Origin of the sequence: Psychrobium sp. nBUS_13 (assembly GCF_051201665.1) — a bacterium.
Taxonomy (GTDB): domain Bacteria; phylum Pseudomonadota; class Gammaproteobacteria; order Enterobacterales; family Psychrobiaceae; genus Psychrobium.
The window spans coordinates 1,383,863-1,396,235 of sequence record NZ_CP179210.1 but is presented as its reverse complement, the minus strand read 5'-3'; the positions used below and the strand labels follow the sequence as shown (position 1 = coordinate 1,396,235).

The 12,373-nt window shown below is 41.3% G+C and carries 13 protein-coding genes and 3 pseudogenes; 3 read left to right on the top strand and 13 right to left on the bottom strand.

The window, feature by feature from the left end:
* Position 1: 1 nt before the first annotated feature.
* Positions 2-1,096 (bottom strand): annotated as a pseudogene (coxB, locus tag ACMAZF_RS06335) (cytochrome c oxidase subunit II); the annotation flags it as partial.
* 393 nt (positions 1,097-1,489) lie between these two features.
* On the opposite strand from coxB, the gene ACMAZF_RS06330 reads away from it, so the two are divergent.
* Positions 1,490-2,089 (top strand): Yip1 family protein, encoded by a 600-nt coding sequence (locus ACMAZF_RS06330; RefSeq protein WP_435276579.1) that lies wholly within the window; start codon positions 1,490-1,492, stop codon positions 2,087-2,089.
* A 301-nt stretch (positions 2,090-2,390) separates the two neighbouring features.
* On the opposite strand, the gene ACMAZF_RS06325 is transcribed toward ACMAZF_RS06330, so the two are convergent.
* Positions 2,391-3,389 (bottom strand): COX15/CtaA family protein, encoded by a 999-nt coding sequence (locus tag ACMAZF_RS06325; protein WP_435276578.1) that lies wholly within the window; start codon positions 3,387-3,389, stop codon positions 2,391-2,393.
* Between the two features lie 136 nt (positions 3,390-3,525).
* Between ACMAZF_RS06325 and ACMAZF_RS06320 the strand changes: the two genes are divergently transcribed.
* Both ACMAZF_RS06320 and ACMAZF_RS06315 read left to right on the top strand, forming a co-directional pair.
* Positions 3,526-4,536: a WD40/YVTN/BNR-like repeat-containing protein gene (locus tag ACMAZF_RS06320; protein ID WP_435276577.1), complete on the top strand. Its 1,011-nt coding sequence runs from the start codon at positions 3,526-3,528 to the stop codon at positions 4,534-4,536.
* 8 nt (positions 4,537-4,544) lie between these two features.
* A complete protein-coding gene (locus tag ACMAZF_RS06315; protein WP_435276576.1) occupies positions 4,545-4,997 on the top strand; it encodes a hypothetical protein in 453 nt (150 codons plus the stop codon).
* Between the two features lie 51 nt (positions 4,998-5,048).
* On the opposite strand, the gene ACMAZF_RS06310 is transcribed toward ACMAZF_RS06315, so the two are convergent.
* The 11 genes and pseudogenes from ACMAZF_RS06310 to ACMAZF_RS06260 all read right to left on the bottom strand — a co-directional run.
* Positions 5,049-5,222 carry a hypothetical protein gene (locus tag ACMAZF_RS06310; protein WP_435276575.1) on the bottom strand — a complete coding sequence of 58 codons (174 nt, stop codon included), beginning with the start codon at positions 5,220-5,222 and terminating at the stop codon, positions 5,049-5,051.
* A 13-nt stretch (positions 5,223-5,235) separates the two neighbouring features.
* Positions 5,236-5,730 (bottom strand): phosphatidylglycerophosphatase A family protein, encoded by a 495-nt coding sequence (locus ACMAZF_RS06305; protein WP_435276574.1) that lies wholly within the window; start codon positions 5,728-5,730, stop codon positions 5,236-5,238.
* Positions 5,727-6,689, bottom strand: a complete 963-nt coding sequence (gene thiL, locus ACMAZF_RS06300) for a thiamine-phosphate kinase (protein ID WP_435276573.1) — start codon at positions 6,687-6,689, stop codon at positions 5,727-5,729. The genes ACMAZF_RS06305 and thiL overlap by 4 nt, the downstream gene beginning before the upstream one ends.
* A 9-nt stretch (positions 6,690-6,698) precedes the next feature.
* Positions 6,699-7,115: a transcription antitermination factor NusB gene (nusB, locus tag ACMAZF_RS06295; protein ID WP_435276572.1), complete on the bottom strand. Its 417-nt coding sequence runs from the start codon at positions 7,113-7,115 to the stop codon at positions 6,699-6,701.
* Positions 7,116-7,185: 70 nt separating this feature from the next.
* Positions 7,186-7,656: a 6,7-dimethyl-8-ribityllumazine synthase gene (ribH, locus tag ACMAZF_RS06290; RefSeq protein ID WP_435276571.1), complete on the bottom strand. Its 471-nt coding sequence runs from the start codon at positions 7,654-7,656 to the stop codon at positions 7,186-7,188.
* A 136-nt stretch (positions 7,657-7,792) separates the two neighbouring features.
* Positions 7,793-8,902, bottom strand: a complete 1,110-nt coding sequence (gene ribBA, locus ACMAZF_RS06285; RefSeq protein WP_435276570.1) for a bifunctional 3,4-dihydroxy-2-butanone-4-phosphate synthase/GTP cyclohydrolase II — start codon at positions 8,900-8,902, stop codon at positions 7,793-7,795.
* A 156-nt stretch (positions 8,903-9,058) separates the two neighbouring features.
* Positions 9,059-9,712 (bottom strand): riboflavin synthase, encoded by a 654-nt coding sequence (locus tag ACMAZF_RS06280; protein ID WP_435276569.1) that lies wholly within the window; start codon positions 9,710-9,712, stop codon positions 9,059-9,061.
* A 13-nt stretch (positions 9,713-9,725) separates the two neighbouring features.
* Positions 9,726-10,835, bottom strand: a complete 1,110-nt coding sequence (gene ribD, locus ACMAZF_RS06275; RefSeq protein ID WP_435276568.1) for a bifunctional diaminohydroxyphosphoribosylaminopyrimidine deaminase/5-amino-6-(5-phosphoribosylamino)uracil reductase RibD — start codon at positions 10,833-10,835, stop codon at positions 9,726-9,728.
* 12 nt (positions 10,836-10,847) lie between these two features.
* The gene (gene nrdR, locus ACMAZF_RS06270; RefSeq protein ID WP_435277193.1) at positions 10,848-11,303 is read right to left on the bottom strand and encodes a transcriptional regulator NrdR; all 456 of its coding nucleotides are present in this window, start codon (positions 11,301-11,303) and stop codon (positions 10,848-10,850) included.
* Between the two features lie 63 nt (positions 11,304-11,366).
* Positions 11,367-11,663, bottom strand: a pseudogene (locus tag ACMAZF_RS06265) (IS30 family transposase); the annotation flags it as partial.
* A 22-nt stretch (positions 11,664-11,685) separates the two neighbouring features.
* Positions 11,686-12,168, bottom strand: a pseudogene (locus tag ACMAZF_RS06260) (IS30 family transposase); the annotation flags it as partial.
* Positions 12,169-12,373: the final 205 nt, after the last annotated feature.

Sequence of the window (12,373 nt, the reverse complement as noted above, 5' to 3'; positions counted from 1 at the left end):
TTGCATCAACGTCACTCACTTGAATTACATCACCAGTATCATGCCCCCAAGCATTTCGTTCATAGGTGACAATTGCTGCAATTTCTTTCGCTGTTAACTGTCCCTTAAATGCCTGCATTGCTGTGCCAGCCTTACCATTAACCACGATGTCAATGTGCGCAGCGCGATCATTAAGTATCATAGGACTATTTTTAAGTGCTGGGAAAACGCCGGGAATACCCGCACCATTGGGTTGGTGACATGCGGCACATCGAGTGATATATAACGATTCTCCAAGCGTCATGGACTCTTCCATGGTTAAGGTTGACGCTAATGCTTGCACCGCATCTTTTTTCGCTTGGATAACTGATTGCTTTTGCTCATCAAGCCAAACAGTATATTCATCTTGAGTAACGGCTTTAACAACGACGGGCATATATCCATGGTCTTTACCACACAACTCGGCACATTGGCCGCGATAAATCCCAGGCTCATTGATGATGGTCCAAGCTTCATTGATAAAACCAGGATTAGCATCTTGCTTGACGGCAAATGCAGGAACCCACCAACTATGAATGACATCATCAGCGGTTACCAAGAACCTGATCTTTTTACCAATAGGTAATACCAGCGGTTTATCCACTTCAAGCAGGTAATGCTCACCTTTTGCAACATCAGTATTTTTCCCGTCAAGATTATCGAATTGTTCTGCTGGCGTCGCCAATAAACTATAGAATCCAAACCCTTGATCGAAATACTCATAATGCCATTTCCACTGAGAGCCAGTAACTTTGATGGTGATGTCAGATTTTGAATTATCTTCCATCTCAATCAGCGTTTTAGTCGCAGGAACGGCCATACCAATAAGAATCAAAAACGGGATAACCGTCCAAATGATTTCAACTTTGGTACTTTCGTGAAACTGAGCAGCTACCGCCCCCTGAGATTTTCGATGTTTGACAATGGCGTAAAACATTGCGCCAAACACCACTACGCCGATCAAGCAACAGATGATTAGAATAGTCATGTGTAAGTCATATACACGGTGACTAATATCTGTCACTCCCCTTGTCATATTGATATTACTTGGTGTCGCAGATAGCACACTAGAGATCATCCCTAGCACTGCGATTATTATTATTTTTATTCGCACAAACTCACCCTAAATTCATTGATTAAACAACGAGTAACATGAGTCGCATATCACATCTAACTAAAGACTCTGGTTACCGCAGGATCGTCTTACACGCCGCATTGGCTCTTTTTAATATGACTGATTTTTCAATTAACGCAACCCCAACAGCATATTTTTTCAACAAAAATTTATTATCAAAAACAACAATGTCAACATTTAATTAACAAAACATAGACTAAAGACTTGCATTTGATCGGTATTTGGCCGATAAATAAACAAAATAAGAATTTTTAAGAAGTTAAAACATTTTATGAGTTAAATATCTGAAACAAGCGGCAAGTGAAAAAGAAACCGCCATAATCGAAAGGTGACACTATGATTTTATCGCACATTTGGGGCATTTATACACATCCGAAACAAGAATGGAAAACGATTGCTGACAGGCATGAATCTTTCATCAACTCCCTTACTCACACATTATTTATTGCATTAATTCCTCCACTCTGTAGTTATTATTCCGCGGTTTATATCGGCTGGAGTATTGGTGCAGGAGATCCCATATTTCTTACCCATAACTCAGCATTGGCCATGGCTATACTCATGTATGGTGGGTTAGTTGGCGGCGTTCTGGCCTTGGGATTAATGGCGCACTGGATGGCACATAGTTTTGGCTCCAACCCTTCCCATGTTCAAGCGATTGAAGTATCAGCATACACAGCAACGCCACTGTACATGGTTGGATTCGCGACACTTTATCCTGAGTTATGGTTTGTGATGTGTGTTGGTTTGGCTGGAATCGCTTATTCAGTTTATATGCTCTATACCGGTGTTCCTATAGTTATGGGGATACATGAAGATCGCGGTTTTATTTATGCAAGTAGCCTAGTAACTGTCGGTTTAGTGTTTATGGTGAGTATGCTTGGTTTAACAGTTTTCGCTTGGAGCTCAGGTATAGGCCCAGCATTCGTTAATTAAATAACTAAATCTGTTTTACCCTAGGTGTGCTAGCAATAGCGCACCTTCTTTTTTTCAAGAGTCTCTCTCTCTTGCTCTCATGGCTGCCTCTTTTCTGATCCTATCAGGCAGCCTTTTTTTCACATTGATTTCCTTCAGGTTTTATACCAATTGCATTAAGTAAGTGATCTTGTTGTGCGTAGAGAAAATCAGCTAAAACAAGGCGCGCGATTGACTAATAGCTGGCTATTAGGATTGAGAGCAACGCCATTTTAGTTAATTTTAACAAGTACAAGTGGGCAAATATTTAATGCAATTGGTATTACACATCTATCTTACGACGAACTAACCAATTAACCCATACTAAGGTGCCTAGTAAAATTGCTCCCATTAGATTATGTGCAACGGCGTTATAAAGCGGTAAATGGAAGTAAACATTGAATATTCCTAATCCAATTTGCGCTATTGTCACGACACCTATGAACGCAGCAACGCTATAAATACGAAACTTTATTAACAGCGTAATTAATACAGCGATACTAATCATCACCGCCAAAGCGCCCAAACGATGCGCTAAATGAATAGCAATGCGCGCTCCGCCATCGAGTTGACCTCCTAAATAATTAGGACCAATTTCTTGCAAAAAATTAAATCCGGTATAAATATCATTTGAGGATATTTGAGAAACTGAACACCAGGGTAACTGTGTACACGCGAGCGCTGCATAATTCGAGGTAATCCAACCACCCAAGGCAACTTGGAGCAAGACAAATACCAAGGCGATTAGAGCACTAATTTTTAATGATTGTTTAACGCCAATGGATAACACTGAGCGGCCGTAACTGCGTAAATAAAGTAACAACAATAGACAAAATGTCGTAAATCCCCCTAACAAATGAGCGGTCACAACTTGCGGCCATAACTTTAGGGTTACAGTCCACATTCCGAATAACCCCTGAAGAATAATAAAACCTAATAAAAAGGCACTATGCTTGATCGGAAACTGTTGCCCGCGACGCTTAACTGCCATTCCTAAAGCAACGATAAATATACATAACAAACCTAAACTAGACGCCAAATAACGATGGGTCATTTCTGGCCAGGTTTTTGTAAGATTTACGGGAATATCAGGAAATTTTAAATTTGCCTGAGAAATTTCGTTAGTAGAAGACGGTGCCCAAGCATGCCCATAACACAGCGGCCAATCAGGACATCCCAATCCAGCATGAACGAGCCTTGTATAGGCACCTAGCGCAATAACCAAAAGAGAAAAACATGTTGCAACAATAATTAAACGCTTTAGCATTAATTGATAATTCATCAAATTTAATCTCACCTGCCTGACAATGTTTGTTGACGTTAGCAAATACTCATTAGAATTCAAAGAATAATCTTGTTCCTCTCAACCTTGAGTGCTACTTTAATCTCTCAAAATTCTTTGCTATTGAGACGTAAAAATGAAAACAATAACAACGCTATTCTTAATCGGCACAACAATGACATGCGCTGTTAGCGCAGCAAACTCTGAGCATCTAATAGAAAATAATCTAGGTGCGGAAAAGTCACCACGATTACAATCTCTATCGATTGCCGACAATGGTAATATTTGGGCAAGTGGTACCAAAGGGTTGGTTGTCATGAGTACTGACAATGGCAAAACGTGGCATAAAAAAACGGTATTGAATACTCAAGACATGCAATTTAGAGACATTTGGGCTCAAGACAATACAGTATTCCTTTTGGCGGCAGGTGAAGGTGACAAGTCCCGTTTGTATAAAACGTCAGACAATGGACAAAGCTGGAACTTGCAATACACTATGAATAGTCCAAAGGGCTTTATTAACTGCTTTGATTTTTGGAATAAAGAGCATGGCATTGTTTTTGGCGATAGCATAGATGACAAAGTATTCATGCTTGAAACGAAAAACGGTGGTAAAAGCTGGCATCAAATGACCTCAGTGCCACTAGCACAAGAAGGTGGTGAAGGTGGTTTTTCAGCCAGCGGCAGTTGTGTTCGAATTAGCGAAGAAGATGAAGTTTGGATATCGACTGGCGCAACTAAAAATGCGCGTTTATTACGTTCAACTGACTATGGACAAACATGGAATAGCACACCTCTTCCTTACCCTGATGGCAGCACTGCTGGAATATTTTCTGCGATTCCCGATTCCCAATGGACCTTTGGTGGTCGGATGGAAAATCCAGTCATTACTGGTTACCATTTAGAGCAACAACAATGGAAAGCAACACAGAATATCGGCCTTAAAGGCGCAATTTATGGCAGTGATAGTTTTGGGGATAATGTTATAGTTGTCAATCCAGATGGCGCATCGTTATCTAAAGATAATGGCAAAAGTTGGCAACGGATCAGTGCTCATTCATTCTGGGTTGTCGAGTTTGACAACAATGGAACAGCTTGGTTAGCGGGCCCGCAAGGCAGAATTAACAGTATTAACGTAACTAAATAGGACATATCATGTTAAAAGGAGCAGGTGGTACATCAGGTGGATTTGGACAGTTTTTCTTAGGACTCGTCATGATGTGTGGTGGTTTTTACTTATTACTAAACGCCATTACTGTAACGTCATCATTTGGAATGGGAATGCGCTTATATGTTTTTTCAGCGATGGGAAACGCGTTTAATATTACGAGTGGCATGATCATGATACCATTCATGTTTGGCGTAGGACTCATTTTCTATAATGGCAGAAACTATCTTGGCTGGATTTTAACGCTTGGTTCAATTGCCGCCTTAATATTTGGCGTCATTAGCTCCATTCGTTTTTCAATGCGCACCATGACGTCATTCGATTTAATCGTCATTTTAGTGCTAGCGATTGGTGGACTAGGACTGTTCTTACGATCATTGAAAGCACTAGATAAATCACTACCGGATGAAGCCCAGGAAAAGCTTGTTAATCGAAAATAACACTAAATTCAAATTAACGGTTTGCACTTGCATGCCGTTAGTTTTACCTATTTAATAGCGACGTCCGTTGAATCGTTGCCAAACCATAACCAATAATGCTAACCCACACCAACTAATTAAGTACAAGCCAATAACTAACGGAAATGGCATATTAGATAAGAACAATAAGCCAATAAAAATAACTGTTAGTGCAATAAATAGATAATGAGAGAGTGGACGTTGCATAGCGTTGTGTTATTTAAACCAATGGCCAAAAATAATGAATTGCTTGTAAACATATAGCGGCAAAAACACCGGCAAGCACATCATCAATCATAATTCCAAAACCGCCTTTTACATGGCGATCTAGCAATTTTATTGGCCAAGGCTTAATGATGTCGAAAAAACGAAATAACGCAAAACCAACAACAAGAGGTAATAGCCCAACGGGTGCAGCGATCATTGTGATAAGCATTCCAGCGACTTCATCCCACACAATAGCGCCATGATCATGAACCTGCATATCTTTGGCGGCAATATCACAAATCCAAAATCCAACGACTGTAATAATAAGTGTTATTACAATGAATACTGGTAATGACAAGTTCATCATTATGAAATACAGCGGAAGTGCTGCCAAAGTCCCGAAAGTACCTGGGGCTTTAGGTGCTAGGCCAGATCCGAACCCTAATGCTAAGAAATGAATAGGATTCTTAAGAGACAGTTTACTTAATGCGGGATCGGAGTGTTTCAAAAGTGTTCAAAGCCTTTAAAATTACAATCAAGTGCCTGATTATTGCGTTGAAAACTAACGCCTTCACCAGCCTGCATTTGTCCAATACACACAAATGGTGTGTTGGCATGTTGCAACGCACTTTCTACGCTGCCAAGAGCGGATGGTGACACTGTGAAACACAGTTCATAATCTTCACCGCCAGCCAGTGCATAATTAAGTGCCTCATCTGCTGTAACATTATTCGCTAATAATTCCGATAATGGTAAGGCGTCAACATCAACTACTGCCATACAGCCTGATTGTTTTGCGATGTGTCCAACATCTGATGCTAACCCGTCAGAAATATCAATGGCTGAGCTTACGATAGATCGCAAAGCATGGCCAGCAAGCAAGCGAGGTGTTGGATAATAGTGTTTTTGAAGGGCTGATGCTTTATCTTCTTCAGATAAATCGACATTACCTAATAATGCAGCTAAGCCAAGTGCAGAATCACCTAGGTTACCAGTGACACAAATCCAATCACCAATACGCGCACTATTTCGGAGCATTTGCTGTTCTTTGTTAACTTGTCCATGCACGGTAATAGTGACACTTAACAGGCCTTTAGACATGTCGCCGCCAATCAGTTCAATACCGTAGTAATCTGCGGCTTTAAAAAAACCATCGCTGAAATCACTGACCCAAGCTTCATTAATCTCAGGCAGTGTTAATGCTAGTGATACCCAGCTAGGGTTTGCACCCATTGCCGCTAAATCACTGAGATTGGCTGCAAGCGATTTAAAACCCAGTGCGTGTGGAGGAATATCATTAAAAAAATGAACACCACATACCAAGGTATCAGTCGATATAGCCAATAGCTGTTCGCTATTGGCTTGCACTAATGCACAATCATCACCAATACTTTTAATTACATCACGGCGTTGACTTTGCCGCGCTGTAAAGTATCGTTCGATTAACTCAAACTCACCACACGCCATGTAACAATCCTATTTAATGTTACGTAAACGAGCGACAGTTTTGTCTAATACGCCGTTAACAAATTTATGACTATCGTCAGCAGCAAAGGCTTTAGCAAGCTCAATAGCTTCATTGATAATCACTTTGTAAGGCGTATCAGCTTGATATTTTAGTTCGTAAGTTGCTAAGCGAAGCACGGCGCGATCAATATGATCAACGTCTTCAGCATTACGAGCAAGGTAAGGACGATATGCATCATCAATATCATCTTTAGAGCTAATAACGCCATTTAAAACAGCTCTAAAGTACTCAACATCAACCCCTTTGATATCTTGATTTGTCAAAAATTCTAGTTCAATTTCGCCGGCACTGTTGCCAGATAATTGCCAAGAATAAATCGCTTGCAACGCAAGACGACGGGCTTTACGACGCTCTGATGGTTTCATATCTATTTAATTTCCTGTGGAGTTCTACGGTGATGCAATTAGGCAACGGATAGGTTGCCTAGGTATATAATTAAGCGTCTAGCGCTCGCATCACATTAATCATTTCTAATGCGCTCAGTGCAGCTTCGCCGCCCTTGTTGCCCATTTTAGTACCAGCACGCTCAATAGCTTGCTCGATAGAGTCAGTAGTCAATACACCAAATGTTACTGGAACACTGTATTGCATTGCTACTTGAGAGAGGCCTTTGTTACACTCACCGGCAACAAAATCAAAATGTGGTGTACCGCCACGAATAACAGCACCTAGTGTAATGATTGCGTCAAATTCACCTTTTGCTGCAACTTTCTGTGTTGCAAGTGGTAATTCAACAGCGCCAGGAACACGAACGATTGTAATGTCATCTTCACTCATGCCGCCAGTACGTTTTAATACATCGAGCGCACCTTCAACGAGTGAATCAACAATAAAACTATTAAAACGAGAAACAACAATCGCTACTTTAGCGTTAGTGACGCTTAGGTTACCTTCAATAATGTTCATCTTATTACCTTATAAAGAATAGGATCTAGAGGGCCGCTCAAAAAAGAGCGGCAATGATAACACAAGCAATCAAGGCTTAGCATTATCAATATTCTGCATAGGATCACTTATTAGCAATCCTAATTCGCAATAATCATTACTCGCTGATGTAGTCAACCACTTCAAGGCCAAAACCTGACAGTGCGTGATAACGTTTCACCGAGCTTAATAAATTCATTTTGTGGATGCCTAAATCAGCTAAAATCTGAGAACCAACACCAACACGACGTGAGGTCCCTTGCCACTTAGCTGTTACAGGCTTCTCACCTTTATCTTCTAATTCGAATGCACGTACTTGAGCAATCAAAGAATCATTCGATTCATGATTAGCAAGCAAGACTAAAACACCACCTTCGTCGCTAATACGTTGCATCGCTTTATCTAATGGCCAACTGCGGTTTTGAGCACGCTCACTCGCCAGCAAATCATTAAAGGTGTTTTGTAGATGCACGCGAACATTGGTAACGCCGTCGCTATCGATATCACCTTTTACCATCGCGTAATGCAATTCATCATCGATAGTATCGCGGTAAGTCACTAAATCGAACTCGCCGTATTTAGTTGGCAGTTTACATTGTGCTTCTTTAACGATGGTCGTTTCATTGGCGTTGCGATATTCAATTAAATCAGCAATGGTACCAATTTTAATATCATGTTCTTTAGCAAAAATTTCAAGATCAGGACGACGCGCCATGGTGCCATCTTCTTTTAAAATCTCAACGATAACTGACGCAGGCTCACTACCTGCTAAACGCGCTAAATCACAACCAGCTTCCGTATGACCTGCGCGTGTTAATACGCCGCCTTCTTGAGCCATTAGTGGAAATATATGTCCCGGTTGAACGATATCCGCCGCAACAGCATCTTTGGCAACAGCAACCTGTACCGTGCGCGATCTATCTGCCGCAGAAATACCGGTAGTTACCCCAGTTGCCGCTTCAATGGCAACCGTAAAGTTAGTGGCAAACTGTGCTTTGTTAGCATCAACCATTAAAGGCAGGTTTAAGCGTTCACAACGATCTTTAGTCAAGGTTAAACAAATCAAACCGCGACCATGTGTCGCCATAAAATTAATCGCCTGTGGCGTAATCTTGTCAGCTGCAATGATTAAATCACCTTCATTTTCGCGATCTTCATCATCCATCAGGATAACCATCTTGCCGAGTTTGAAATCTTCTAGAATTTCTTCAATTGTATTTAATGCCATAATCTAGCCTTAACCTTAATAGCGACCTAAATGTCGGCACAGATTATACATGTGTTTAAACGGGTAACCAATGAAATAAGTGTATTTCATTGGTTTATTCACTCGGCGTGGCGCCAAGCGATGAGCAGTTAATTTCGCCATTAGACGGCGCAGAAATTATTTTAGAAAGCCGCTGCGTGCCAATAGGTCCATATTCACGTTATTTGTTGCAGGAGATTCACTTGCTGTCATTAAGCGTTCAAGATATCGAGCAATTTGATCTACCTCAACATTAACCTTGGTGCCGATAGAGAAATGCTTAATAGTGGTTTCATCACTGGTATGAGGGACAATCGTCAAACGAAACTTATCGCCATCCAATCCATTCACCGTTAAGCTAATACCATCAATGGTAATCGACCCTTTTAATGCGATGTATCGCATTAGCTGCGCTGGCGCACTTACCCAATAATCTGCCGATGAACCATTGTCACTAATAGATTCAATACATCCGATGCCATCAACATGGCCACTCACCATGTGACCGCCTAAACGTGTTGTTGGTGTCACCGCTTTTTCTAAATTAATAACCTGACCGTTAGAATAGTTAGCAAACCCCGTTAGAGACACAGTTTCACCTGACACATCAGCGCTAAAACTATCTTTAGTTTGAGCAACAACCGTTAAACAAACACCGTTACTGGCAATACTATCGCCTAATTTAACATCAGATAAATCCAATTTTCCTGTTTTAATTTCAACGCGATAACCATCGTTTTGCTTGGTCATTTTACTAAGCACACCAACACTTTCAATAATTCCAGTAAACATATAAAACCTAAATTTAATTTGTGACTAACGTTGCGCGGATCCGAATATCTTGCCCCACCATTCTTACATCAGTAATCTGGAGTCGCTGTAGCTTATTCATATGGTCAATGCTTGGTAAATTCAAGAGACCTTTGTGACCTGCCCCCATTAATTTCGGCGCCTGATAAACAATCAACTCATCACATAAATTGGCTTCAACCAAGGCACCAGCTAATGTCGCGCCCGCCTCAACCCAAACGCTGTTAATTTCACGTGTTGCTAATTCAATTAACAAGGCATTTAAATCAATTCTTCCAGTCCCCGGCATTACAAGTTGTGTCACATGTTCAGGCCAAACACGACCATCTTGCTGTCGACGAATTAATAAAATTGGCGACGTGATGCCGACCATTTTTGCATCGGGAGACACTCTGTTTTGGCTGTCAATCACAACACGTAACGGTTGACGTAATTGCGCTGAGGATAGTTGCTCTTGCAATGAACCCGTTTCGTTGTAGCGTAAGTTTAAACTAGGATCGTCCACCAGCACGGTATCAGCGCCAGTTAAAATAGCACAGTGCTGCGCTCTAAATTGCTGCACATCAACCCTAGCATCACTAGCTGTGATCCATTGACTTGTGCCATCACTTAACGCCGTCGCACCATCGAGCGTTGACGCCATTTTTACGGTAACAAAAGGACGCTGGCGTTCCATACGTGACAAGAAACCTGGATTAAGTGCCCGTGCTTGCTCGGCTAACACGCCACTCTTGGTAGTAATACCTGCCGCTTCAAGCATGGCGATACCGCGTCCAGCAACTTGCGGATTGGGATCTTGCATTCCAATCACGACTCGCGTGATTCCAGCATCGATTAACCCTTTAGAGCATGGTGGCGTGCGGCCATAGTGGCTGCAAGGCTCCAAGGTTACATAAGCTGTCGCACCACGCGCATTGCCTTGTGCCATAGCAAGGGCATTAACTTCCGCATGCCCTTCACCTGCTTTTTGATGATAACCTTCACCGACAACTTCGCCATCTTTTACTAAGACACAACCTACATTTGGATTGGGTGTCGTCGTAAAACGTCCACGCTTAGCTAAATTAATCGCTCGCTGCATAAACTCAATATCAGTGACTGACATGCTGTTTCCTAATTATTCTGACTTACCAAGCTTTGCTATCTCTTTGCCGAACTCTTCAACATCTTCAAACGCACGGTATACCGATGCAAAGCGGATGTAAGCCACTTTGTCTAATCGTTTCAACTCGTCCATCACTAAATTACCCAATAACGTTGATTGGACCTCACGCTCGCCAGTCGCCCGTAATTTAGACTTGATGGTGTGTAATGAATTTTCAATGGCTTCAACACCAACAGGACGGCGTTCAAGCGCACGTGCCATGCCACTTCGTAGCTTTTCATCATCAAAAGGTTCTCTTGAACCGGTTGTTTTTATAATTCGTGGCATCACGAGTTCAGCTTGTTCAAACGTAGTGAAACGTTCTTGGCAGCCAGTACACTGGCGCCGACGTCTTACTTGAAAACCGTCTGACACAAGACGCGAATCAATTACTTTGGTATCACTTGCACGACAAAATGGACAATGCATAAAATTTCTCACTAAAACTAATCAAGTAAATTGTGGCAGATTCAACTCCGAAGTGCATAACCGCTAAGCAGCTATCTCTGCCATATGTTCAGCCATTAGTTGCGCTGGTGTTTTGTAATTAAGTTTTTTTCTTGGCCTGTCATTGAGCTTAACGATGACTGCTTTAACTTCTGACTGCTCTACCTTTTTGAAGTCTGTTGATTTTGGCCAATATTGTCGTAATAATCCATTAGTATTTTCATTTAACCCTCGTTGCCAAGAGCAATAAGGGTCGGCAAAGTAAACACCACCCCCTAAACTCGCTGTTACTTTCTCATGGTAAGCAAACTCTTTACCATTGTCTGCCGTGAGCGTGACAACCGCTTTTTGATAGAACAACTGGTGGACGCTCATCAATGCTAACTCGATTTTTTATAAACCCTCGACCTGCTTGCTTATCATGACGTCGATGTTGATATTTCTTACCCTTTCTACGTCATGCTTTGAATAACGTGCCACCATGCTGTTTATCTCGCCAGATATATTGATAAATTGTTTCATGGCTGATGTTGGCTATATCATTGAGTTCAAGCCAACCAGATATTTGCTCTGGACTCCATTTTTCACTGAGTTTTAACTCGATAACTTCAATCATTTGAGCAGTCATCTTCGTCGCTTTGGATGCAGCAGCTTTACGTTTTTGGGCGAACTTCTGAGCTTGTTTAATACGATAGCCTCGCAATCCAGTGTTACGAGCGAATTCTCTACTAATCGTAGATTGACTAACATTGAGCTGTTTCGCCATTTGATTTTGACTCATTCCACTTTTATTTAACGCGTAAATCTGGCATCGTACTTCATAAGTCAGTTGTCTATATGTTTTCATTGTTGCATCTCTTGCCGGAGAAAAAGTAATTAGCCTAAATTCAACTGGCTACTTTTTCTACCTAATTCAAGTTATGCACTTATGATTTGAATCTAAGTGTTATTATTTTTCTATTAAAAAACTTACCTGATCAGACTTATACCAATTGCATTAAGTAAGTGATCTTGTTGTGCGTAGAGAAAATCAGCTAAAACAAGGCGCTCGA

Coding starts and splice junctions, on each gene's coding strand:
- ribH (WP_435276571.1), bottom strand. CDS start 7,656: ATGAACATTATTGAAGGTAACCTAAGCGTCACTAACGCTAAAGTAGCG.
- ACMAZF_RS06330 (WP_435276579.1), top strand. CDS start 1,490: ATGATTTTATCGCACATTTGGGGCATTTATACACATCCGAAACAAGAA.
- ribD (WP_435276568.1), bottom strand. CDS start 10,835: ATGTCAGTCACTGATATTGAGTTTATGCAGCGAGCGATTAATTTAGCT.
- ACMAZF_RS06320 (WP_435276577.1), top strand. CDS start 3,526: ATGAAAACAATAACAACGCTATTCTTAATCGGCACAACAATGACATGC.
- ribBA (WP_435276570.1), bottom strand. CDS start 8,902: ATGGCATTAAATACAATTGAAGAAATTCTAGAAGATTTCAAACTCGGC.
- thiL (WP_435276573.1), bottom strand. CDS start 6,689: ATGGCGTGTGGTGAGTTTGAGTTAATCGAACGATACTTTACAGCGCGG.
- ACMAZF_RS06325 (WP_435276578.1), bottom strand. CDS start 3,389: ATGAATTATCAATTAATGCTAAAGCGTTTAATTATTGTTGCAACATGT.
- nrdR (WP_435277193.1), bottom strand. CDS start 11,303: ATGCATTGTCCATTTTGTCGTGCAAGTGATACCAAAGTAATTGATTCG.
- ACMAZF_RS06310 (WP_435276575.1), bottom strand. CDS start 5,222: ATGCAACGTCCACTCTCTCATTATCTATTTATTGCACTAACAGTTATT.
- ACMAZF_RS06280 (WP_435276569.1), bottom strand. CDS start 9,712: ATGTTTACTGGAATTATTGAAAGTGTTGGTGTGCTTAGTAAAATGACC.
- ACMAZF_RS06315 (WP_435276576.1), top strand. CDS start 4,545: ATGTTAAAAGGAGCAGGTGGTACATCAGGTGGATTTGGACAGTTTTTC.
- nusB (WP_435276572.1), bottom strand. CDS start 7,115: ATGAAACCATCAGAGCGTCGTAAAGCCCGTCGTCTTGCGTTGCAAGCG.